At 41.2% G+C, this 21,249-nt stretch carries 26 protein-coding genes and 2 riboswitches; of the genes, 11 read left to right on the forward strand and 15 right to left on the reverse strand.

The window, feature by feature from the left end:
• The first annotated feature begins 174 nt into the window (after positions 1-174).
• Complete coding sequence (locus tag EKQ44_RS16545; protein WP_237664657.1) at positions 175-729, forward strand: RNA polymerase sigma factor; 555 nt, start codon at positions 175-177, stop codon at positions 727-729.
• Positions 726-1,478 (forward strand): anti-sigma factor, encoded by a 753-nt coding sequence (locus EKQ44_RS16550; protein ID WP_237664658.1) that lies wholly within the window; start codon positions 726-728, stop codon positions 1,476-1,478. Before EKQ44_RS16545 ends, EKQ44_RS16550 begins: the two co-directional genes overlap by 4 nt.
• A gap of 164 nt (positions 1,479-1,642) precedes the next feature.
• Here the strand turns inward: EKQ44_RS16550 and EKQ44_RS16555 are convergent, their stop codons facing one another.
• Entirely contained in the window at positions 1,643-2,713 is a 1,071-nt protein-coding gene (locus EKQ44_RS16555) for a M14 family zinc carboxypeptidase (RefSeq protein ID WP_237664659.1), read from the reverse strand.
• 494 nt (positions 2,714-3,207) lie between these two features.
• Between EKQ44_RS16555 and EKQ44_RS16560 the strand changes: the two genes are divergently transcribed.
• Entirely contained in the window at positions 3,208-3,990 is a 783-nt protein-coding gene (locus EKQ44_RS16560; RefSeq protein ID WP_237664660.1) for an SDR family oxidoreductase, read from the forward strand.
• A 53-nt stretch (positions 3,991-4,043) separates the two neighbouring features.
• Here EKQ44_RS16560 and EKQ44_RS16565 read toward each other — a convergent pair whose 3' ends face one another.
• On the reverse strand, positions 4,044-4,220 hold the full coding sequence (locus tag EKQ44_RS16565; protein ID WP_237664661.1) for a hypothetical protein: 177 nt from the start codon (positions 4,218-4,220) through the stop codon (positions 4,044-4,046).
• Between the two features lie 168 nt (positions 4,221-4,388).
• On the opposite strand from EKQ44_RS16565, the gene EKQ44_RS16570 reads away from it, so the two are divergent.
• Positions 4,389-5,579, forward strand: coding sequence for an MFS transporter (locus tag EKQ44_RS16570; protein ID WP_269151703.1), 1,191 nt, complete (start codon positions 4,389-4,391; stop codon positions 5,577-5,579).
• A gap of 72 nt (positions 5,580-5,651) precedes the next feature.
• Here EKQ44_RS16570 and EKQ44_RS16575 read toward each other — a convergent pair whose 3' ends face one another.
• Together EKQ44_RS16575 and EKQ44_RS16580 are read right to left on the reverse strand one after the other, a co-directional pair.
• The gene (locus EKQ44_RS16575; protein ID WP_237664663.1) at positions 5,652-6,521 is read right to left on the reverse strand and encodes a proline iminopeptidase-family hydrolase; all 870 of its coding nucleotides are present in this window, start codon (positions 6,519-6,521) and stop codon (positions 5,652-5,654) included.
• A 96-nt stretch (positions 6,522-6,617) separates the two neighbouring features.
• Entirely contained in the window at positions 6,618-7,832 is a 1,215-nt protein-coding gene (locus EKQ44_RS16580) for an MFS transporter (RefSeq protein WP_237664664.1), read from the reverse strand.
• A 163-nt stretch (positions 7,833-7,995) separates the two neighbouring features.
• Positions 7,996-8,109, forward strand: a riboswitch (SAM riboswitch).
• A gap of 96 nt (positions 8,110-8,205) precedes the next feature.
• Positions 8,206-8,311, forward strand: a riboswitch (SAM riboswitch).
• 78 nt (positions 8,312-8,389) lie between these two features.
• Here EKQ44_RS16580 and EKQ44_RS16585 point away from each other — a divergent pair.
• The 4 genes from EKQ44_RS16585 to EKQ44_RS16600 are packed head-to-tail and all read left to right on the forward strand — an operon-like array spanning position 8,390 to position 12,128.
• On the forward strand, positions 8,390-9,421 hold the full coding sequence (locus EKQ44_RS16585) for a methionine ABC transporter ATP-binding protein (protein ID WP_237664665.1): 1,032 nt from the start codon (positions 8,390-8,392) through the stop codon (positions 9,419-9,421).
• Entirely contained in the window at positions 9,411-10,061 is a 651-nt protein-coding gene (locus tag EKQ44_RS16590) for a methionine ABC transporter permease (protein WP_237664666.1), read from the forward strand. Before EKQ44_RS16585 ends, EKQ44_RS16590 begins: the two co-directional genes overlap by 11 nt.
• A gap of 15 nt (positions 10,062-10,076) precedes the next feature.
• Positions 10,077-10,904, forward strand: a complete 828-nt coding sequence (locus EKQ44_RS16595) for a MetQ/NlpA family ABC transporter substrate-binding protein (RefSeq protein WP_237664667.1) — start codon at positions 10,077-10,079, stop codon at positions 10,902-10,904.
• A gap of 15 nt (positions 10,905-10,919) precedes the next feature.
• Positions 10,920-12,128 carry a M20 family metallopeptidase gene (locus tag EKQ44_RS16600; protein WP_237664668.1) on the forward strand — a complete coding sequence of 403 codons (1,209 nt, stop codon included), beginning with the start codon at positions 10,920-10,922 and terminating at the stop codon, positions 12,126-12,128.
• A gap of 84 nt (positions 12,129-12,212) precedes the next feature.
• On the opposite strand, the gene EKQ44_RS16605 is transcribed toward EKQ44_RS16600, so the two are convergent.
• The 11 genes from EKQ44_RS16605 to EKQ44_RS16650 form a co-directional block, all read right to left on the reverse strand.
• On the reverse strand, positions 12,213-12,710 hold the full coding sequence (locus EKQ44_RS16605) for a GNAT family N-acetyltransferase (protein WP_237664669.1): 498 nt from the start codon (positions 12,708-12,710) through the stop codon (positions 12,213-12,215).
• Between the two features lie 24 nt (positions 12,711-12,734).
• On the reverse strand, positions 12,735-14,534 hold the full coding sequence (locus tag EKQ44_RS16610; protein WP_237664670.1) for a M3 family oligoendopeptidase: 1,800 nt from the start codon (positions 14,532-14,534) through the stop codon (positions 12,735-12,737).
• Between the two features lie 10 nt (positions 14,535-14,544).
• A complete protein-coding gene (locus EKQ44_RS16615) occupies positions 14,545-14,727 on the reverse strand; it encodes a DUF4083 family protein (protein WP_237664671.1) in 183 nt (60 codons plus the stop codon).
• A gap of 55 nt (positions 14,728-14,782) precedes the next feature.
• Positions 14,783-14,971, reverse strand: coding sequence for a DUF2268 domain-containing putative Zn-dependent protease (locus EKQ44_RS21490; RefSeq protein WP_269151704.1), 189 nt, complete (start codon positions 14,969-14,971; stop codon positions 14,783-14,785).
• Positions 14,959-15,780 (reverse strand): DUF2268 domain-containing putative Zn-dependent protease, encoded by an 822-nt coding sequence (locus EKQ44_RS21495; RefSeq protein ID WP_269151705.1) that lies wholly within the window; start codon positions 15,778-15,780, stop codon positions 14,959-14,961. The genes EKQ44_RS21490 and EKQ44_RS21495 overlap by 13 nt, the downstream gene beginning before the upstream one ends.
• Positions 15,781-15,869: 89 nt before the next feature.
• A complete protein-coding gene (locus tag EKQ44_RS16625) occupies positions 15,870-16,148 on the reverse strand; it encodes a hypothetical protein (RefSeq protein WP_237664672.1) in 279 nt (92 codons plus the stop codon).
• Between the two features lie 299 nt (positions 16,149-16,447).
• Positions 16,448-17,026, reverse strand: a complete 579-nt coding sequence (locus EKQ44_RS16630) for a DUF4256 domain-containing protein (protein ID WP_237664673.1) — start codon at positions 17,024-17,026, stop codon at positions 16,448-16,450.
• 39 nt (positions 17,027-17,065) lie between these two features.
• A complete protein-coding gene (locus EKQ44_RS16635; RefSeq protein ID WP_237664674.1) occupies positions 17,066-17,434 on the reverse strand; it encodes a VOC family protein in 369 nt (122 codons plus the stop codon).
• Positions 17,435-17,445: 11 nt separating this feature from the next.
• Entirely contained in the window at positions 17,446-17,865 is a 420-nt protein-coding gene (locus EKQ44_RS16640; protein WP_237664675.1) for a VOC family protein, read from the reverse strand.
• Positions 17,866-17,879: 14 nt separating this feature from the next.
• Positions 17,880-18,356, reverse strand: a complete 477-nt coding sequence (locus tag EKQ44_RS16645; RefSeq protein WP_237664676.1) for a GyrI-like domain-containing protein — start codon at positions 18,354-18,356, stop codon at positions 17,880-17,882.
• Between the two features lie 64 nt (positions 18,357-18,420).
• Positions 18,421-18,591, reverse strand: coding sequence for a hypothetical protein (locus EKQ44_RS16650; RefSeq protein ID WP_237664677.1), 171 nt, complete (start codon positions 18,589-18,591; stop codon positions 18,421-18,423).
• Between the two features lie 140 nt (positions 18,592-18,731).
• On the opposite strand from EKQ44_RS16650, the gene EKQ44_RS16655 reads away from it, so the two are divergent.
• The 3 genes from EKQ44_RS16655 to EKQ44_RS16665 all read left to right on the forward strand — a co-directional run bounded on the left by EKQ44_RS16655 (position 18,732) and on the right by EKQ44_RS16665 (position 21,240).
• Positions 18,732-19,067 carry a four-helix bundle copper-binding protein gene (locus EKQ44_RS16655; protein WP_237664678.1) on the forward strand — a complete coding sequence of 112 codons (336 nt, stop codon included), beginning with the start codon at positions 18,732-18,734 and terminating at the stop codon, positions 19,065-19,067.
• Positions 19,068-19,184: 117 nt separating this feature from the next.
• The gene (locus tag EKQ44_RS16660; RefSeq protein ID WP_237664679.1) at positions 19,185-20,567 is read left to right on the forward strand and encodes a sensor histidine kinase; all 1,383 of its coding nucleotides are present in this window, start codon (positions 19,185-19,187) and stop codon (positions 20,565-20,567) included.
• Positions 20,545-21,240, forward strand: coding sequence for a response regulator transcription factor (locus EKQ44_RS16665; protein WP_237664680.1), 696 nt, complete (start codon positions 20,545-20,547; stop codon positions 21,238-21,240). The genes EKQ44_RS16660 and EKQ44_RS16665 overlap by 23 nt, the downstream gene beginning before the upstream one ends.
• The last annotated feature ends 9 nt before the right edge of the window (positions 21,241-21,249 follow it).

A 21,249-nucleotide genomic window follows, 5' to 3' on the forward strand; every position in this document is an offset into this window, starting at 1 on the left:
TACGCTACGGCGGGGGCAGAGTCAAGCGAGCAAATTTTCCAAATGGTTCTTTCTTGATAAACATTGATCTAAATCTCATTTTCCAACGTTAGGAAAGGAAGAACGCTTTATTTCTTCTTTTAAATAGGCAATTAAAGATATAATAAAATAATCACATAAAAAAGGAGAAACCCTATGCAGAATAAGGACTCTCTTCTGTATGAGCGGATAAGGCAAAAAGATAAGGCCGCTCTGGAAGAATTGTACGATCGGTACGAAAAAATCTTGTATTCTTTTTTATTGAAAATCACCAATGACCATGACATAACCGAAGAAGCAATGCAGGATGTATTTATTAAGATTTGGCAGGGAACAGGGATGTATGACGAGTCAAAAGGCAAGTTTCGATCATGGCTGTTCACCATCGCCCGTAATAAAGCCTTGGATATTATTCGCAAGCAGCAACGAACACAAAGTGCCCCGATAGAGGATGTCGAACCGTTCCTTTCATCTTCAGATTCCACCGAAAAAGAGACAGAGTGGAAGGAAGAACAGAGAGTCGTCAGAGATGCGGTTTCCACCCTATCCGAAGACCAGCGGAGGATGGTCCATTATATGTACTTCAAAGGATATACCCAGCAGAAAATCGCTGAACTGACCGGGATACCGCTCGGAACCGTTAAAGGAAGGATAAGACTGGCACTAAAAAAACTGAAACCGTTGCTTGCAGATAGGAGGGGGAGTATATGAGTCAGAAATGCGAGTTAGTGTTGGACTATTTCAACGGTCACCTAACACAAACAGAGAGAGAAGAATTCGAACAGCACTTAGCCACCTGTCAGGAATGTCAGGAAGAATTGATGGAACTTCAAGATCTTTTAGGAGATGTTGCCCTTGTGTCAGAGCAGGCCTCACCCCCACCAGAAATGAAAAAGCGAATTTTGGATAATGTATATGCTGAAGACGTGAAACCTGAACAAACTATTGTTACACCGATTGCTTCTAAAAAGGAAGTCGTGGAAACACCTATTATAAAAAATACGGCTTCAGGGAAACCTTGGCTAACCACGTTGCTTGCCGCATCACTCTTGCTTTCATTGATTGGGAACGGCTACCTGATGATGCAAAACGACGAAGGAAGTGACTTAGCTGCTGAAGAACTGAAAGAACCTGATAACGTAGTTACGTTGCAGCCATCAGATGCTGCAGGCAGTGGGTTTGCAGCACTTTTCCAACAAGAACAGGCACTCTCTGTCATGATCCAAACGCAAGACTTACCTGAACTGACCGGCAACGAAGTGTATCAGGTATGGCTGTTGAAGGACGGCGCACCAATACCTGCAGGCGACTTTACTATTGATGATCAAGGAAAAGGCTATGTGTTTCATAACATTGAAGAAACGACAACTGAAGATTGGGATACCATTGCGATTACGTTAGAACCTCAGAGTGGGAATGAATTGCCTGAAGGGGAGATTCATCTTTCTGGGGGATTGTGAGGAGGGAAGACCTCTAGCGGATGAAATTTCAGAATCTCAGGTCTTTATAACCCCTATGAAGACTTCTGTTAACCAAAAAACTTGGTGCACAGGTCTTCATTGGTCAAAATCAAAAGTTAAAGCTCGGAGCACATCTACCTTAGTGCCCCGAGCTTTAACTTTGTTTATTCGTCGCTTTCCTCACCTTGTCTGGTATTCTGGAAAGGTAGTGTTTCCCAAAAACTTGTATCAACAGTATTAATAGAACCATCAGCAATAGCTCTCACAGTTGAATCTAGCGTATTCACGGTCTGCTTAATCAAGTATCCATTACTCTTTTGCCCAAGAACCGCGGTTGGATTTGTATGGTCGGACATGCCGCGCATTTCAAACAATAATGTCGCGATATTATACCTCGAAGCAATTCCATTTCGACCAATGTTGTCCGTATTCCCACCAGAGTACTTTCCAAGATGCCCCCAGCCTTTTGATTCAATCTCATGGAACACCACTGCTCCCAACTGCTTGGACTGCTCCACTACTGCCGGATTAACATTAGGACTTGTCGGATGTAAAATTGACCCGGAAACAAGTTTCCCATCACGTTCACTCTGTGTTCCTTGATGATGTAAGTCGATCAAGTAATCAATTTCATACTTCTCCAACACATTTGTATGAAGTGCCGCTGCTTCAGGTTGCATCGCTTCTACCGCTTTATCATGCTCACGGTTTAAATCATAGTTATTTGCATTTGCTCGCGTTAAATGACGGTCTCCGTCAGCAATATAATTATCTGTTGAAAAATTCACATCACCCATCGCACCGTCTGCATTCAACATTGGTATAACAAGAACATTGACATGATCCAATACCGATTGATTTTTTCCGGTTCCTAGATGCTTAATAAATTCCATCGCACCCTCTGTTGTTAACTGTTCATTTCCATGTTGCTGAGTCAAAAACAGAATGGTTGGATTATCCTCATTTTTAATATACTTGGCCATGTAAATATCACGGCCTTTCACTGTTTCGCCAATTACCTCAAGCTCCATCGTCTGCTGCTTTGCTTCTTGTTTTTGTAAGTATTCTACCAACTCGTCATATGTAGTAAGGATGGAGGTTTGGATAGACTCATTGCCGTTATAGTTAGGACCATTTCCAACCGCACTTGTCGGAAGCGTTCCTGTGGTTAACGTACCGATTGTCATAACTCCTGTCAAAGACAAAGCTAATACCGTTTTACTGATCTTTTTCATAATTTCCTCCTCATTTCATATATTTAGTGACTCTACATATTTCATACTAGAGTTCATTGAATAATCTGTAAATGAGGACAAACTCCTCTCTTTCTATACGTTAGAAAATAAATAGATGGAAAGAACCGGGCAGATATACTTATGCAACCTTTTTAGAAAAAGTTTGAAACATATTATTCACCTATAAATATCTCCAATCCTTATCTCCTTCACCTGTCTTTTTACATTAATTAATAGTAAAACACCGTATTATTTATTGATTATCAATTAATTTTTTTGGCTCAAAATAAAAAACTCATCTCTAGGTGAGACAAATTCTACTAGTTTTATCTGCTTTAAAATTCTAATTCGTCTATAATCTCTACCGCTTTCCAAACAGTCCATTCTCCTATCGGTAAATCAGGAAGTGCATCTAGGGCAAGGGGTCCCATGTGTGCTTCTTTTCAGAAATGGGTAAATGATTCTCATAACTTGTTTTTGAAGGAGTGGAATGAATGAATAAGGACAAAGGTAAGGTTGCCATTATTACAGGTGGGTCTTCCGGAATTGGCAGGGCAAGTGCACTCAGACTTGCCAAAAATGGTGTAAAGATAGCCATTCTTGATCTGAAGGAAGAGGATGCAGAACACCTCAGACAAGAAATAGCAGAAGCCGGTGGGGAAGCGATGGCACTCCAGACTGATGTTTCCAATACTAAGGACCTAGAGGCAGGCTTCAAGCAGGTGCTAGATCGCTGGGGACAGCTCGATATCGTCTTTGCAAATGCAGGTATTAATGGGAAAGTGGCACCAATCGAAGATCTGGATGCCGAGGATTGGGATCAAACCCTGGACACCAATCTGAAGAGTACATTCCTGACAGTCAAGCATGCGATTCCCCATATGAAAGCCCACGGTGGCAGCATCATCATCACCAGCTCCATCAATGGTACAAGAACCTTCCATGGTTTCGGAATGTCCGCTTACAGTTCCTCCAAAGCTGGTCAAGTTGCTTTTGGAAAGATGGCGGCGCTTGAATTGGCAAAATATCATATTAGGGTCAATATTATCTGTCCAGGTGCTATAGAAACGAATATCGGAAAAAACACCTTTCCAGAGGAAGAGGAGCTAGAAAAAATCAAGATTCCCATTGAGTACCCCGAGGGATCCCAACCCCTGGAGCATCAACCTAGCAAGCCGGAACAGGTTGCTGACCTCGTTTCTTTTCTGGCATCAGATTCTTCCAGTCATATTACTGGCAGTCAAATCTTTATTGATGGAGCAGAATCCCTCCTCTAGAGCTTTTGCAAGTAAAAAAGGTGAGCATCCAGCTTACCTTTTTCACTTGCAATCTATTGATTAACATTGCCAGGTGGTATATCTTTCTCTTCATGCCCTATCGCTTCCATTCCAATTTGCTCTTGCACATCCAATTGCACCTTTTTATCAGCCAATTGTTCAGTACCAAGTTTTAAATCAGGCTGGATATTGTTATTTTTAGCAGATTGCTCATTCCACTCTTTCAACACCTTCACCTCCACAGACCTCATTTCTAAGTATGTCTTAGAGTATCTTATTTTATGAGCCCATTTTGACAACATCGTCCAAACCACGGTCCATCCAATGACCTATTTCTTTCTTACTCTGCCTGATGCTAAAATAGCTATTGGCAATCTTTTAGAGACAAGGGGCTTTATATGTTTACAAAAAATAAGAGTACTACTTTGATGATTTTTTTGTTTTTCAGTTTTTCCACCATTACCATCACCGGTAATTATTTGCCTGTGTATTTTCGTGATATAGGATTACCCACTTCACAGATTGGGTTACTACTTGCGGTTGGACCTCTTGCGGCGATTCTGACCCAGCCTCTATGGGGATTTATGAGTGATAGATGGAGATCAACAAAGAAGACTTTAATTGTATGTATTGCAGGAGCTATTGCTGTCAGTATTGCATTATTTCAGGTTCAATCCTTTATCGCATTTGTCGTAGTGATGTTTTTGTTCTTCTGCTTTCTTTCGCCAATCAATCCATTGGCAGAAAGTCTAGCGCTCAAGACCGCTACAGAGGAAGGCAGAACATTCGGCTCGATCAGAATGTGGGGGGCCTTTGGATTTGGACTTACCGCTTTAATCAGCGGATATATATTTGCTGTCATCGGGATTCAGAATATTTTATATCCCTTCTTATTTTTCGGTTTTTTCACCTTCCTTATCAGTCTTAAAATTTCCGATATAAAGACCACTTCCAAAAAGCAGGTCACTCTTATGGATGCTGTGAAACTGGGAGCGGATGCTAAAATAATGGGATTTCTCCTGCTGGTTATGTTCATCTCAGTTACCCATCGGACAAATGATAACTACTTGGGTATACATATTGTTCAGCTTGGAGGAAAGGAATCGCTAATTGGCCTGGCCACTTTTATCGGGATCATGGTGGAAGTGATCGTCCTTGCCACAAGCTGGCTCTGGTTCAGAAAGTTCCATGAATTTTTCTTCATTGGATTATCCGGACTCATATATGCGTTGCGCTGGTTTCTCATGTCCGTTATCACGACCCCTGAGATGATTCTGTTTCTGCAGCTATTCCACGGCGTCGCATTTGGATTGTTTTACCTAGCCGCCTTTCAATATGTCACAAAAATACTTCCAAAAGAGCTGCAGGCAACTGGTCATGTTTTCTTCATCACCATTGTCTTTGGTCTGAGTGGCATGATTGGCTCCCTTGCAGGGGGAAGCATCATCGAGAACTTTGATAGCTTTGTACTTTATCGTGTACTCGGATACTCCGCCCTGATTGGTTCAACTTCCATTTTCCTGTATTATATCATCCTTGCTAACCAGGAAGATAAAGTCGTCAGTAACCCTAGCAGTATTGGAAGTTAATGTAGGATAACCCAGCCTTTTTCAATTAAAGGACGCATTCCATCTAAACGGAATGCGTCCTTTGTCTGTCTATCAATCTACAGACTGCAAAAAATCCCCAATCACTTTCACATACTCTTCCGGCTCTTCAAGGTAAGGCATATGTGCACTCTGCTCAAATACATGAAACTTTCCACCTGGCGTTAATGAACTAAAGTACTCTGTTGATTCAGGAGTTGCTTCATCGTGACGTCCACATGTGTATAGTGTGGGGATGTTGAAATCCTTTAATTGAGCGGTACAGTCAAAATTCTTCAAGTTTCCGGTCACATGGAATTCGGATGGTCCCCACATGATATTGTACACTTCTGGATTTTTATAGTCTGCCCCTTTTTTCAGGAACTCCGGGAACGGATCAAGTCTACATACAAAATGCTTATTGAACACCTTTGTCGCGTCCTTATAGGCTTTCGAGTCGGTTGTGCCGTTTTCCTCGCATTCTCTTAAAGTCTGTTGCACTTCCAGTGGCAGCAGTTTCCGGTTTCTTTCCTGGTCCTCTGCCCACAACGGAGCACTCAAGCAAGGACTTGAGAAGATGATACTCTTCACTCCTTCTGATTCCGACAAGTAGTAGGCAGCAGCTAAAGTAGTGCCCCATGAATGGCCAAGAACATGGAATTCATCTAAAGAAAGTGCCTTTCTAATTTGCTCTAATTCCTTCACAAAGCGGTCTAGATTCCATAATGTGGTGTCAGTTGGTCGATCAGATTTGCCACACCCCAATTGATCGTAAAAGATTACCGGCCGCTCCTCTGCCAGTACCCGTAGGCCCTGCAAGGAATAATGCGAAGAGCCTGGCCCTCCATGTAAAACTATCACCGGTGCTTTATCGGTGTTGGAATCATGCTTCTGATACCACACGTTCCCACCTGTCACTTCTATAAACCCCTCTGTTATGGACATCTAAATCTCCCCCTTTTATTATTTCATTTTTAATTACGTTAACTGTTTCAAATCCATTCTTAAAATTCTTCAACAAAGATGGGGACTTTTCCCAAGCTAGGCTGTCTTATTCCCATTCTCTGCCCTTTCCTTTACCTTCTTCTGCAAAGGTGTTAGTGTCCCGATTAAAGCTATGAAACTACTTGCCAGAAGGATTCCGTTCACGCCTTTCATCGCGGCTATGGACAGAAGGCCAAAAATGAACAGGTCGAAAGCAGAATCAAGCACCGAGATCAGGGAAAGGGTCGTGGCACGTATGTTGGATGGAATCAAATCGTTTTTTAACTGGGAGTAGATTGGACCTCGAATTGCCTGACCGATTCTCAAGACGAAAAAGGCGCCGATGACCAGCCAGAGTGATTCGCCAAATAAAGCTGAGAAGAATAATCCCAGTGCCGCCAAACCACCTGTGACACCCATTAACAGCTTTCTGGAAAAAAGGATTGTTAACCATCCAACCGACTGGGAGGCAACAAATCCCCCAACTGCCGCAAGTGCGTACAAGACCCCGATCATCACAACCGGCAGACCTGCACCGATAAAGATCGGCTGATTGAATGCTTCATAAACAGAATCAGCCGCAATGAACACGAGTGTAAAATTGACAAACAACAAGAGAAGAGTAGGAGCCTTGCGGATAGCTTTGATGCCAGAAGCCACTTGGGTAAACGGATGATCCCGATAGGAGCCACTGCTCTTTGGACTTTTTACAAAGAGGATGAGAATCAACTCAACTAGATGAAATAGCATTCCCAATACAATCAAAAAGACAAATTGCTCCTCTTGGAGGTCCCTTGCCAGATACGCGCCAAAAACAACAGCAAGAATCATCGACACGAACCCTGCCGATTGGATTTTCCCCATCGCTCGGTCCATCCGATGATGGTCATGGTCCTCTTTCAAAGACTCATAGATTAACGCTTCATCTGCACCCGAGAAAAAGGTCACCGCAAAGCCGTTTAATGCACTGAACAGGAAAAACATCCATGGATCATGAGCGAAGACTAACACGGTTAAACTCATGATTTTAAGAATTACCCCAATCAAAAAGGAAGCTTTTGCACCATACCTGTCCGCTACCACTCCACCCGGCACTTCTCCCAATAGAACCGCCCCACTCCAAAAAAGTTGAAGAAGGAGAATATGTGATGGCTCGAGTCCCCGGGCGAAATAAAATAGTGTAAGTACCGGCGCAATAAAATTGATGGTTCCGAAAAAATGGATCAAGAACATGACTCTAATATTATGGGATGAAATTGATTGATTTTTCATGGTTGCTCCTGGGATATGTATATATTTTAGTTTAATAGATTCTACTCTTATCATACAGCACTTTTAATAAACCTCTTCCGAAAAGATTTTATATTCTAAAAAAAACGTTGACATCCCCCAAAAACCGTTATAAACTTATCATCATTCAAATAAAAAACTTATTTTCTTATCCAGAGAGGTGGAGGGAACGGCCCTTTGAAACCTCGGCAGCAGGCTTACCTGTTAAGCACTGTGCCAATTCCTTCAAGCTAAGCAATTTAGCTTGAAAAGATAAGAAGAGCATAAGCATGCACGGGCGCTGATCTCTTCTTACCTGTTAAGAAGAGGTTTTTTTGTATTTCAAACCCGAGTTTTCCAATTGAATAAATTTATTTTCTTATCCAGAGAGGTGGAGGGACTGGCCCTTTGAAACCTCGGCAACAGGCTTGCTCGTTAAGCACTGTGCCAATTCCATCAAGCACTGGCTTGAAAGATAAGAGAGAGCATGTACATAACGATGCCCTTTTCTTGTCTTTTCAAGAAAAGGGCATTTTATTTTCCAAAAGGGAGGAAACATCATGATTACATTTCAAAACGTCAAAAAGGTCTACAAGAGTGCTGAACAGGAAGTACATGCACTTGATGGCATCGACTTGAGCATTGAAGAGGGCGAAATTTACGGAGTCATCGGATTCAGTGGTGCAGGAAAAAGCTCCCTCCTCCGATGTGTAAACCTGCTGGAAAGGCCTACATCCGGTAAAGTTCTCGTCGGTGGAGTCGATCTTTCAACACTCACGCCCAACAAACTGAGAGATGCGAAAAGAAAGATTGGCATGGTCTTTCAGCACTTCAACTTACTTAACTCGAAAACGGTATACGAAAATGTGGCAATGCCCCTTCTTATCAGTAATGCTAAAAAAGCAGACATCCAAACAAGGGTCGAGGAGCTTCTTGAGTTTGTAGGGCTAGGTGATAAGAAGGATAACTATCCTGACCAACTGTCTGGTGGCCAAAAGCAACGAGTAGGGATTGCAAGAGCCTTGGCAACACGCCCTTCCGTCCTGCTATGTGATGAAGCTACATCAGCACTTGATCCACAAACGACAAGCTCCATCCTTCAGCTTTTGAAAAAGATAAACCAAGAATACAAGATCACCATCCTGATGATCACCCATGAGATGTCAGTCATCCGGGATATTTGTGATAAGGTGGCTGTCATTGAAAAAGGCAAAATCATTGAACATGGTTCGGTTTTTGACCTATTTTCCAATCCAAAGACCTCGACTGCACGGAACTTCGTCAGTTCTGTCTTGAACGATAAGTTGCCTGCATCGATCAGGGATCTAGTGAGCCAAAAAGATGATCACCAAGGCATTTACCGAATCAACTTTGTCGGTGCCTCCGCTGGCCAGCCTTTCCTTTCACAGGTGGCGAAGAAATTCCATGTCGATGTGAATGTCCTTTTCGGGAACATTACCGAACTGCAAGGTATTCCTTTTGGAAACCTGGTTGTGGAGTTAAAAGGGGAACCTACTGAAATCAAACGCGCTTTGTTTTTCATACAACAAGAAAAAGTATTAGTGAAAGAGGTGAATGCACATGCGAGTTAGTTCCGATCAAATTATTGACGCCTTATTAGAAACATTATCCATGGTCAGCTTTTCCCTACTATTCTCCGTACTGATCGGCTTACCACTTGGTGTGCTGTTGGTTGTGACGAGAAAGGGACACATTCTCGAAAACACCGTATTATTCAACTTTCTAAATCCGGTCATCAACGTTCTACGTTCGATACCCTTCATCATTTTACTTGTTGCCATCATCCCACTTACGAGATTGATAGTGGGAACGTCCATTGGGACAGCAGCTGCAACCGTTCCGCTCATCTTTTATGCGGCGCCATATTTTGCAAGATTAGTAGAAAATTCGTTATTGGAAGTGGAACCAGGTGTACTCGAAGCCGCAGAGGCGATGGGTGCTACTCCAAGGCAAATCATTTTCCGTTTCCTGTTACCTGAAGCTTTGAGTTCCCTGGTGCTTGCCATCACCATCGCAACCATCGGTTTGATTGGCGCTTCGGCAATGGCCGGGGCCGTTGGAGGCGGGGGACTCGGTGACCTTGCGATTACATACGGCTACCAGCAATTTGATGAAGTCACCATGTTCATCACCGTTGCCATCCTGGTCGTAATGGTCCAAGCGATCCAAAGTTCCGGAAACATTTTATCCAAAAAAATCAGAAGACGATAGGGAGAGACAAACATCATGAAAAAATTACTTAGCTATCTTATTTTAACCGTTCTTTTACTAACAACAGTAGGATGCTCCAATGACAGTGACACCATTAAAATCGGAGTAAGCGGTACGGACAATCGAATTTGGGACTTTGTAGCGAAGAAGGCGGAAAAAGAAGGACTAAACATTGAGATTGTCAGTTTCTCCGATTATGTACAACCGAACCTTGCTTTGGCACAAAAGGAACTTGATGCTAACGCATTCCAGACCATTTCCTACTTTGAAGCGTTTATCAAGGAGCATGATCTAGATCTAACACCGATTGCCACAACCGTTATCGCACCAATGGGACTTTACTCAGAGAAGTATGAAAAGGTCGAGGATATTCCTGAAGGCGGTAAGATTGCCGTACCGAATGAAGCGACCAACATGGGCAGAGCTTTTTTACTTCTTCAAGAAGCCGGGCTTATTACATTAGCAGACGATTTTGACGGGAACGGTTCATTAGACAAAATCGTGGAAAATCCGAAGAATCTTGAAATCATCCCGGTAGTTGCAGGTCAAACGCCACGTGTTTTACCAGACGTTGCGGCATCTATCATCAATAACGGGATTGCGGTAGATGCAGGCTTCAATCCAACTGAGGACTCCATTTTCCATGAAGATGATACGGCAACACCATACATCAACATCATTGCCGCCCGTACCGAGGATAAAAATCGTGAAGATTTACAGAAACTTGCCGCACTATATCAAGAAGATGATGTGAAAGAATTCATTGAAAAAGAATACAAAGGTAGCACCATCCCGACATTTGTTCCATTAAGTGAAATTGGCGTGGATACTGAAGGAGAATAAAAAGGAGTGGATAAAATGACCGTTACGATTAACAAAGTAGACGAAAAAGCACTGGTTATCAAAGAGGACATTAAACAAAAGCAGGCACTCTACCTTTCAACCAGCCATCAAATTCACGAGAGACCAGAAATCGGAAACGAAGAATTATTCGCTTCCTCCCTTCTTACCTCTATCTTGAAAGATGAAGGATTTGAAGTGAAAACAAATGTGGCAGGACACGAAACAGGCTTCATCGCTACTAAAAAGTCCGAAAAACCTGGGCCTTCCATCGGTTATCTTGCAGAATATGACGCACTCCCTGGCATCGGTCATGCATGCGGACACAATATCATTGGTACCACGAGTGTCGCAGCTGCCGTCGGATTAAGTAAAGTCTTGAATGAAACTGGTGGAGAAATCACGGTGTTCGGTACCCCTGCAGAAGAAGGCGGTCCAAATGGCAGTGCAAAAGGAAGCTTCGTCAAACACGGTCTAGTACAGCATCTCGATGCAGCCCTTATGGTCCATCCAGGTAATGCGACAAGACTCACCGGTCCGACACTTGCAGTCGATCCACTAGATTTTGAATTTATCGGAAAACCAGCACATGCTGCTGCATCCCCACATGAAGGTATCAACGCACTTGATTCTGTCATTCAATTGTTCAATGGCATCAATGCACTGCGTCAACACGTTACTAGTGATGTCCGGATTCACGGCATCATCACCCATGGTGGCGATGCACCTAACATCGTGCCGGAATACGCAAAAGCACGCTTCTATATCAGGGCTGCAACTAGAGAAGGATTGAATGAAGTAACTCGCAAAGTGAAAACCATTGCGGAAGGTGCTGCTATTACCACCGGAGCAAAACTCAATGTCATCGCATTCCAGAATGAGGTCGACAATATCGTATTGAATGAGAGCTTGGATGCAGTTTACAAAGAGATTGTGGAATCACTTGGAGAAACCGTTGTATTGGAAGGGAAAGCAGGAATCGGTTCTACTGACGTCGGTAACATTAGCCAAGTGGTCCCGACCATCCACCCTTACATTAAAATAGGTCCGGAAACATTGGTCGGCCATACGGAAGAGTTCAAGGCAGCAGCCCGCTCCCCACAAGGTGACCACGCTCTGTTGGTAGGGGCGGAAGCATTGGCCCTGACCGGATTGAAGCTACTGACTGATCCGGAGGTTTTGGAGAAAGTAAGAAAGGATTTTGAGTTGGCGAAAGAGAACAGATAAATATCATTAAAGAAGAAATGAACAGCAGGACACGTAGCTGTTCATTTCTTTATGAAAGAAATCCTATCATTCTAATTCTACTTTTCATACCGTTAACACCATCAGATCCTCATCAAAATAGGCGTCACCTATTTTCAACCCGTTCTTATCCACACCATAAGTATCGAATCCTAGGGAGTTATAAAGACGCTTTGCAGGTTCATTGTTTGCTGTAACCGCAAGATAGATTTGTTCTATGTCCTTTAGTTCCTTTGCCTTGGTGATCGCCTCGTTCATGAGCGCTTTTCCAACACCTGACTTTCTCTGTTCAGGTAAAACGTACATCGCCACAACGGTAGCTCTATGTTTGATTTTCTTTTTGGTTTCACATATCAAGGTCACCGTACCTACCAACCTATTTTCCACAAATGCTCCAAAGGTATAAATGTGCTCATGGGACAGCCTACCTTCATATACTTCACTACCATATTCTAGCTCTTCTTCAAAGCTTGAGCTGAAGGCTTCAGGGTTGTTTTTCAGTGCCTCTAGCCTTACATCCCTATAGTCCACTGCATCAGTTGCTGATAGTTGTCTAATTTTCATAGATGCTCTCTCCTTTACTTCAACTTACCTATTTATAAAGTTAGAAATCATGTTAAATTCTTCTACATCTTTCAAACAAATTTGAATCCCCTTTTCCCAGAAAGAAGTTAAAGTGATATCTTCCCCTAAATGCTTCATGACCAGGTCTTCTGTAGACATGCTTCCGGAATCCCGGAGTAAATTGATAAAATCCTTTTCAAATTCAGCACCTACTTCTTTCCACTTTGCATAGATAGATAAGGCAAAAAGATACCCAAATGTATATGGGAAATTGTAAAAAGGCTCTTTTGTGTTGTAAAAGTGTGGCGTCCAAATCCAGGAATGGATGGAGGAATGATCAACTGAAGAACAATACCCGTCATTAATGGATTCTTTCATCAGTTGATTAAGCCTCTCAGACGAAACAATCCCCTGTTCCCTCTCTTCATAAAACCTCTTCTCGAAAATAAATCTGGAATGTATATTCATAAAGTTCATGACACTGCGTTTTAGCTTTTCATCAAGTAGCGTTAATTTCTCTTCATCAGATTGAGCCTTTTGAATTGCAGCATCTAAAAAAATCAGCTCGCAAAATGTAGAAGCAGTTTCAGCGATGCTCATTGGATATTGTTTATTCAAACCATTTACAGAACCCATCGCATGATTATGATAGGCATGCCCTAGTTCATGTGCAAGAGTTAAAACATTCCCCATGGAGCCACCAAAAGTCATAAATATTCTTGATTCACCTGACATGGGGAAACTTGCACAAAAAGCTATGGGTGATTTATTAACTCGGTTTTCAGCTTCAATCCAATTTTCAGCTACTGCCCGCTTAGTAAGTGCTTCCAATTCAGGTCCAAAGCTACTGAATTGTTCGATTATGTCTCCAACCGCCTCTTCAAATCTTATCTCTTTATTAACAACTGACATAGGAGCCCAAAAATTATAAGATCTCATTTTGGGAGTTCCTTGTATCTTTGCCTTTTGATTAAGGTAGCTGATAAAAGGCTCTTTAGCTTTCGAAACAGCTGACCACATAGTATCAAGTGTTTCCGGTTTTATTCTGTTTTTCATCAAAGGTTCTTCAAGGACATTCTTCAATCCGCGATTCTGGTAGACTTGCAGACGAAAGCCTGCAATATGATTGAGTATTTTTGCAAAATGATCCTTTGTTTCATCCCATTTAACTTCTAATGCAAAGTGAGCTTCTTTACGAACTGCTTCATCGTGATGAGAACGCAAATTAATAGCTTGACCAACTGAAAATTCCTTTTCGCTCTCACCTAATTTCACCTTCACTTTAATCGTACTGATGAAAGATTGATATAACTGTCCCCAACCATGATAACCGTCTAATGATAAAGCAGAGTATAACTTCTGTGCTTCAGACGATAGCTGGGCTTCTGAATGCTCACGCCACTTGGTAAGAATGTATTTAAATCCCTTTAGCTCTTCGGTTTCAAGAAGCTTCGTCCAAAGGTCTGGCTTTATTTTCACTAGGTTATTCTGAATCTGCTGTATAACAACATCATACCGTGCCTGCAAAGTAGATATCTGTCCCCTTAGTAATTGTGCCTGCTGGTCTGTTGTATTTTGTGCAAGGAGACAGGTAATGAAAGAGCTTGCTTGAGATAGTTCTGCACGAACTTCTCCAATAAAACCTAGTATCTCCGCGATTTCATATGCATCATCAACTGTCTTGAGAGTAGGAAATATCATAACTTCCCATTCACTAATCTTATTTTCTAATTGTTTGATATGTAGTAAGAAAGATGCTGAATCGCTCCCACCCATAAATAAACTCTCTAAGTCCCAACGCTTTTGATACTTTATTTGATTCATCAGCTTCCCCCTACTGTTTAATTTTATCTTCCTCCATTTTCTCCATAATTGCATCCAACTTTTTCTCGATATTATATAACCGTTCATTTTTATAAGAAGCATTAATCAAAAATCTTCTAATAAATAGAGTAAAAGAGATACTCCCTACGATTAAAAGTGTAAAAAGAACTAACTGAAAAATCATTTCACCCATTCCTGTATTCCCCCTTTCATCTTTGCATAGCTCTAGAGAAGGCTAGTTGTCCCACCTACTCACCTTCTTCAAATCCACTTAACTCCAATATCTCTTCCGCTCTCATCTTAGTCCATTCTTCTAAAGTCACACCAGGATTATTTTCCAAGAAATCCCCCATAATTCGATAACCAATCCTATAGTTTGACCACTTTGGAATGCCTGATGAAGGGCGTCCCATATGTAAAATGGTTAAATTTTCCATGTTGTATGAAACCTATTTTCCTCAATGAAACCCCAAACTTTGTTCGTCTCTTCAGAACTCAGAGGTTCAATCCATGCTACATCATAGTCTTCATATACTAATTTTCCAAAACTGTCCGCCTTTCCTTCCATAATCACCCTGTCTAAAAGATGTTGCTGTCGATATGACCAGTCGGACACTTCCATCGTCACTATATGATGAAACTCATGTGCAATAGTTTGTTTAATGCTTTTTTCTGTATACTTGCGCGGGTCTATTTGCAGGACCATGACATCCTTATCTGCAGCAAATGCCACTACGCCACCCATTTCTAAATAATTGAAATCCGGACTATGTGGCTGAAGATAGATCCTGACCTTTTCAAAGCCAGTCAGTAAAGCTGTCGAGTCCTCTAATCCCTCTTTTATAAATCTACTAATCTCCTCATACTGATCATCTAGCTGTTTAATCATTTCCTTAAGAATATCCGTATTAACTGGGGGGATGTAGAAGGGATCGTCCTTGACGGAATATTCATATCCATAGATTTCTTTACTAAAAGGCTTGACGACACTGGATACAAACAGTTCCTCACGATTACCTTTTGTTGATTCAAGCTCTTCCATAAAGTCTAAATAAGGTTGAAGATAAGGGATAATTTCAAACGATTGTCCATTGACGCTATATGTCTCCATGGTTTCATGCTCAAGCATTACTTTTTGCTGAACTTCCTCTTCCGCCTCAGCTTCTGTCGCTAGATTCACTACCTCTTCCGCAGTGTTTTCACAGCCCGCCAATAACAATAACACACCAAACAGATATGTCCTCATACAGTAATTTTCCTCCATTATCTTTTTCCTACATATAAAAATATAAAAAAACTCCTAACAATTATACCTACTGGCTACTACATACACTCCTAATCAGTCGGTTCATTGTTTTGCAAGAAATCAAACAGGTCCTCCATATCATAGGTTTTATAAACTGCCACTTTGTCATTTAGTACGACATAAGCAGGAGTCCTTACTATGTTCAAGGCACCATATCGGTCCTGGACATATTGTAATGAATTTTCTACCCTGATCGTATTAACGTTTCTAATATTATTTTCTTCAAGGATTTCATATGTAATAGAATCCAGTGGACCTGTAATAAATAACGAATATTTATCTTCTTCATCTGACAACAAACCGTTCACTCTCTCCCTGTCCTCCAAAAAAGAGCAACCAGCCAGAAAAAGACCGATAACACAAATTAGAAAAAAAAGGATGTTCCCCTTTACTTTCATGCGTTCCACCAACCCTTGCTTTCTGTCGTTTCTTCAACAATCTCCTCACTACTTACCTAATCATACGGTTCAGAAATAAAAAGGTTTCTATATATTCACCAGTACAAACAAAAGAAAAGGACACAGATCCCTTTATCCAGTGTCCTTGCTCTTCATTAACATTCTTTTACTATCCACTGCTTACCTGAATCGAAATTGCTTCTGAAACTTTAAACTCTTAGCAGGCCACGGAACCCTCTCGCTGCATAGTAGGAATCGGCGCCATTATGATAGACAAAAACGTGACCATAACGACTATCACAAAATAATGCCCCGCCACGCTCTCTTATATCAGCCGGTGTTTCCACCCAACTCGATGTTTTTAAATCAAAATTTCCCAGCTTCTGTAATTCACGATATTGATTCTCCGTCAAAAGATCAATGCCCATGGCATTTGCTACATCAATTACACTGTTTTCAGGTTTATGCTTTTTTCTTGAATCCAGTGCTTCACGGTCATAACATAAACTTCTGCGTCCTTTTGGACTTTCAGCTGAACAATCACAGAAAATATATTGGCCCTTTTCGTTATCATAGCCAATAACATCCGGTTCTCCTTCGGTTCTTTCCATTTCATGTAGTGACCACAGCTTTTCGGGATTATCTTCTAGCTTTTCTTGGACTTTCTCCCAGTCCAGACCCTCGTGGCGATTCATATTTTTTTCAAAACGATTTTTCAATACTTCCAGTAATTCTTCTCTTTGTTCTGGAGTCAATTCTATATAGCTAATTTCATTTGTTCTGGTCATGTCCGTTGCTCCTTTTTTCTCGTATCATATTTAAGGACTTTAGCACTTACTCACCATCATCATATTACCATCCGGATCTTTAAACACAAAGAAATGGCCATGTTCCACTTCGGTTACTAGTTCCACTCCTTTTTCTTTCATGAATGCATAAGAGGCATATATATCATCGGTACCAAATTGAATAATTGGAACATTAAGGGGTGCTACTTTCCCCTCTTCATCCCTCCATTTCGGCATCGTATCGAGGATCAGATCTGCACCTTCCATTTCAGCTACAAACAGATGACCAAATTGCACCTCCCCATCTTGAATATCTAGAATCTCCGAATACCATTTTTTCGCCTCGTCTATATCTCTGACAGGAATAAAGACAGATTGAATTCGATTTTTAATAGGACTCTGAATCATTTTATTCTCCCCTATAGCTTAGTAAAATACTTCTCTTTAAATGTCGGACTAAGTTCACTCCATACATCAAACTTATTGCCATCGAGGTCTTCGAAAACAAAGTTTCTCCCCGCATGCCCTCTGTTCTCGATCTCTCCTACTTTGATGTCTTTTTTATTATAATCGTGATGAAGTTTCTCTAATGCCGTTAGACCATCCACTTCAAAAGTTAAAGAGAAACGCTCTTCACCGAACGCATCAATAAAGTTAGCCGTCTGTTCAGCCGCCGCTTTTACAAGAAAAAGGCTTTGCTCTGCAAGACCCAAGATTGCTTTGTCTTGATCTTGGTAGTTCAATTCTGCTCCCAACTTACTTACATACCACTCAGCAGATTCTTCTACATTCGTTACAGGGATATACGTCGTTCCTATCCTCCATAATTTCTCTCCCATTTTAACTCCTCCTTTTATTGAATCGTATCCAACAATTCCACTACCAGTTTATTGGGATCATGCCAAGCTTCAAATTTTTCCACATGCCATTTTCCCGTTAGCCTTTGGTACCCTTGTTCGGCAGACCAATTATGTAATTCTTCGTACGCTTCAAAAATACCTTTGTTCGGTCCTTCATATCTTGCGGTGGCATATTTTTGAGAAGGAATGACAATCGTAACCATCTCGTTAGGTATATCTTCAAAACACTCGACTTCCACCATCACCCAATACCCATCTTCCTGTTCATTTTTGGCATCAACAATGAATACTCCATATTGGAGCTCACTATTCTTCACGTTCTTAATTTCTTGTAGGCGATTTACTAGTCTTTTAGACGCTTGTGGGATTTCGTTCGCATACTTTTCCCCTGCACATAAAACTCGGTAGCCCACCAATTTGAGTTCGTCGCACATTTTAGCTGTTGGTTCAGAAATCTTTTTCAATTTCATTAAGTGCCCCCCCTTTCATCTACTGTAAATTATTTCAAAATATTCAGTTAATTACAATCCTTTTTTAACAAAAGTATTTGTTAAAGTTTCCTGTTGATAATGAGCATGTTTCCAGCAGTTGATTGGAGCACTCTTTTGTTGGCATCTCTTTTACACCAACCGCATGATTACACTCCTTATCCTTGGCGCCACGGCTATTTTCGTAAGCTTTGTTACTTTTACGGATTTTCTCCATACTGACGTATACCTTCCTCTTCACAATACAATATATGACGAAACTGTGCAGTTTTTAAGGAGTTTCCCTTCTACCGTTTCTATATGTTTGCAATGGGTAAACATATACAGAGACTAACTTTTTGAAAGGGGTTATTAACTATGTTGAGTAATGAACAACACCAAAAGTGTTTAGAGGAATGCCTGGCATGTATGGAGGCATGTAATACTTGCTTTGATGCTTGTTTGAACGAAGAGGACATAAATATGATGGCTGCCTGCATCCGCTTGGATAGGGAATGTTCGGATATTTGTGCACTCGCAGCAAGAGCGCTCCAATCCAACAGTCCTTTTTTAGAGCAGATTTGCAAACTTTGTGTGGAAATCTGCGAGGCTTGTGCAGAGGAATGCAGGAAGCATACACATGATCACTGCCAAAAATGTGCGGAAGCATGTAGACGTTGTGCCGCAGCTTGTCGGGAAATGGTCAGCAATTAATATTGATTATCTGGACGCGCCATATAGATGGCGCGTTTTTAGCTATTTCTGCATACATTCTTTATAATTTCTTGATAGACTGATAATACATACTTTTTAAGATATAGGAGAACTGTAATGAAATTCTCTACTAAACTTGGTTTATGGTTTTTTATATGCTTACTAATTATTGAATCGATATCCATGTTAGTCTTGCATCGTCATGTGGTAGATTCCCTCGTAAAAGAGGAATTGAATTCTTTGTTGGCAAGGGGCAACAGCCATCGGGATGTCTTGTTGACCTCCATTACCCCAGACACGATTCAGCATATTGTTTTAATGGAGTCGAACACAGATACAGAAGTCGTAATAATAAATGAGAACGGCTCAGTAATTGATTCCTCTATGCAAACGAGCAATCTGCCACATTACATAGTCAAAAAGTCAGCCGAGACCGACGATGGTGTAGTTCAAGCTGATTGGAAACAGGAAGCATTTATTGCAACTGTCTCCCCTTTTCGTTCAGAGGAAGGCTCTACTGGCTATGTTTATATGCTAAAAAGCACCAATTCTCTACAAAAGGTGATACAGCAATTGAATCATCACTTTGGCATAGCTGTAGTTATCATTATGCTTTTTTTACTAGTAACAAATATCTTTTTAATAAAAATGCTGACTAAGCCGTTAATCAGAATGAAAGATGCTACTCAAAAGATCAGCCATGGAGACTTTACCGTAAAATTACCTATTAAAACGAAAGATGAGCTTGGGGAATTAGCCGAATCCATTCAAGCTTTGGCCAATCATTTAAATCATTTGCAACAGGAGCGAAAGGAGTTTCTTGCCAGTATTTCTCATGAATTGCGGACACCTTTGACATATATAAAGGGGTATGCTGAACTTGGAAGAAAACCGACTTTGGAGGACACCGTCCGGTTGGAATACTTGCATATTATCCATGAGGAATCCACCCGGGTATCCAATATGCTCGAAGATTTATTTGAACTGGCAAAAATGGATCAGAATGCTTTTTCCATTCAAACACAAAGAAGGAACATGGAAGAATTCATCCTACCAATTTACGAAAGAGCACGGCCTGCCTTTGATAACGCCGGGATTGATTTAAAGTTGGATGTTATCAAAAGCTTTGATATTCAAATAGATCCTAGACGCTTTGAGCAAATCGTTTTGAACTTATTAGACAATGCACTGAAATATTCTTCAGCAGGCTCCACCACAACCATTCAACTAAATAAAAGAGGGGATGAGTGCTTTCTAACAATCCATGATCAGGGAAAAGGTATCCCAGAAGAAGATATCCCCTATATTCTTGACCGTTTTTACCGTGTGGAAAAATCCCGGTCTCGTTTGACAGGTGGAGTCGGGCTTGGACTGGCTATTGTTAATGAACTTGTGGAAGCCCATGGCGGAACTCTTTCTATTAAGAGTGAACAATATCATGGTACTGAAGTCACCATTTTATTAAGGGAGAACGAAAATGACACGAATTCTAATGATTGATGATGAAAAAAGAATGCTTGATTTGTTAACACTTTATCTGACTCCGTATCAGTTTGAGTGCTTCCAATATCAGTCAGGCATGGAAGCCATAACTTTTTTAGAAAAGGAAGAAGTCGACATTGTTTTACTGGATGTCATGATGCCGACAATGGACGGGTGGGAAACCCTAAAAGTAATTAGAAAGACTTCCAATGTCCCAGTCATCATGCTAACTGCCAGAAACGATAAGGATGATATTGTAAAGGGCCTTAAAAGTGGGGCGGATGACTATGTGTCAAAACCTTTTGATGAAGACGAACTTATCGCACGTATAGAAGCCGTGATGAGACGGACAAAACCAGTAGACACCAATCATTATTCATTGCGCTTCAAAGGATTGGTTCTTAACACTTCGTCTTTCCATGTGCAGTATAACGGAGAAAAGATCTCTGTTACACCAAAAGAATTTGCGATTCTCGAAACATTCCTTTTGAATCAGGATAAGGTGTTTTCAAGAGACCATCTAATTGTATCCTTGTGGGAGTTCGATGCTGAGACAGAGAACAGGACCATCGACTCGCATATTAGAAACCTTCGAAGCAAGTTGCGAAAGGCTGGTTTTGAGGTGGACAAATACCTCGAGACCATCTGGGGAGTGGGGTATAGATGGAATGATCAGTACGAAGGAAAGTGAACATAATTT

Origin of the sequence: Sutcliffiella horikoshii (genome assembly GCF_021991925.1) — a bacterium.
Lineage (GTDB): Bacteria > Bacillota > Bacilli > Bacillales > Bacillaceae_I > Sutcliffiella_A > Sutcliffiella_A horikoshii_F.

What these genes read in the sequence shown, in the direction of transcription:
- EKQ44_RS16610 (WP_237664670.1), bottom strand. Translation starts at nt 14,534, where the DNA reads ATGAATCAAATAAAGTATCAAAAGCGTTGGGACTTAGAGAGTTTATTT.
- EKQ44_RS16585 (WP_237664665.1), top strand. Translation starts at nt 8,390, where the DNA reads ATGATTACATTTCAAAACGTCAAAAAGGTCTACAAGAGTGCTGAACAG.
- EKQ44_RS16655 (WP_237664678.1), top strand. Translation starts at nt 18,732, where the DNA reads ATGTTGAGTAATGAACAACACCAAAAGTGTTTAGAGGAATGCCTGGCA.
- EKQ44_RS21495 (WP_269151705.1), bottom strand. Translation starts at nt 15,780, where the DNA reads ATGAGGACATATCTGTTTGGTGTGTTATTGTTATTGGCGGGCTGTGAA.
- EKQ44_RS21490 (WP_269151704.1), bottom strand. Translation starts at nt 14,971, where the DNA reads ATGGAAAATTTAACCATTTTACATATGGGACGCCCTTCATCAGGCATT.
- EKQ44_RS16555 (WP_237664659.1), bottom strand. Translation starts at nt 2,713, where the DNA reads ATGAAAAAGATCAGTAAAACGGTATTAGCTTTGTCTTTGACAGGAGTT.
- EKQ44_RS16560 (WP_237664660.1), top strand. Translation starts at nt 3,208, where the DNA reads ATGAATAAGGACAAAGGTAAGGTTGCCATTATTACAGGTGGGTCTTCC.
- EKQ44_RS16660 (WP_237664679.1), top strand. Translation starts at nt 19,185, where the DNA reads ATGAAATTCTCTACTAAACTTGGTTTATGGTTTTTTATATGCTTACTA.
- EKQ44_RS16645 (WP_237664676.1), bottom strand. Translation starts at nt 18,356, where the DNA reads ATGAAATTGAAAAAGATTTCTGAACCAACAGCTAAAATGTGCGACGAA.
- EKQ44_RS16575 (WP_237664663.1), bottom strand. Translation starts at nt 6,521, where the DNA reads ATGTCCATAACAGAGGGGTTTATAGAAGTGACAGGTGGGAACGTGTGG.
- EKQ44_RS16665 (WP_237664680.1), top strand. Translation starts at nt 20,545, where the DNA reads ATGACACGAATTCTAATGATTGATGATGAAAAAAGAATGCTTGATTTG.
- EKQ44_RS16630 (WP_237664673.1), bottom strand. Translation starts at nt 17,026, where the DNA reads ATGACCAGAACAAATGAAATTAGCTATATAGAATTGACTCCAGAACAA.
- EKQ44_RS16650 (WP_237664677.1), bottom strand. Translation starts at nt 18,591, where the DNA reads ATGGAGAAAATCCGTAAAAGTAACAAAGCTTACGAAAATAGCCGTGGC.
- EKQ44_RS16550 (WP_237664658.1), top strand. Translation starts at nt 726, where the DNA reads ATGAGTCAGAAATGCGAGTTAGTGTTGGACTATTTCAACGGTCACCTA.
- EKQ44_RS16590 (WP_237664666.1), top strand. Translation starts at nt 9,411, where the DNA reads ATGCGAGTTAGTTCCGATCAAATTATTGACGCCTTATTAGAAACATTA.
- EKQ44_RS16600 (WP_237664668.1), top strand. Translation starts at nt 10,920, where the DNA reads ATGACCGTTACGATTAACAAAGTAGACGAAAAAGCACTGGTTATCAAA.
- EKQ44_RS16580 (WP_237664664.1), bottom strand. Translation starts at nt 7,832, where the DNA reads ATGAAAAATCAATCAATTTCATCCCATAATATTAGAGTCATGTTCTTG.
- EKQ44_RS16635 (WP_237664674.1), bottom strand. Translation starts at nt 17,434, where the DNA reads ATGATTCAGAGTCCTATTAAAAATCGAATTCAATCTGTCTTTATTCCT.
- EKQ44_RS16615 (WP_237664671.1), bottom strand. Translation starts at nt 14,727, where the DNA reads ATGGGTGAAATGATTTTTCAGTTAGTTCTTTTTACACTTTTAATCGTA.
- EKQ44_RS16545 (WP_237664657.1), top strand. Translation starts at nt 175, where the DNA reads ATGCAGAATAAGGACTCTCTTCTGTATGAGCGGATAAGGCAAAAAGAT.
- EKQ44_RS16640 (WP_237664675.1), bottom strand. Translation starts at nt 17,865, where the DNA reads ATGGGAGAGAAATTATGGAGGATAGGAACGACGTATATCCCTGTAACG.
- EKQ44_RS16595 (WP_237664667.1), top strand. Translation starts at nt 10,077, where the DNA reads ATGAAAAAATTACTTAGCTATCTTATTTTAACCGTTCTTTTACTAACA.
- EKQ44_RS16570 (WP_269151703.1), top strand. Translation starts at nt 4,389, where the DNA reads ATGTTTACAAAAAATAAGAGTACTACTTTGATGATTTTTTTGTTTTTC.
- EKQ44_RS16605 (WP_237664669.1), bottom strand. Translation starts at nt 12,710, where the DNA reads ATGAAAATTAGACAACTATCAGCAACTGATGCAGTGGACTATAGGGAT.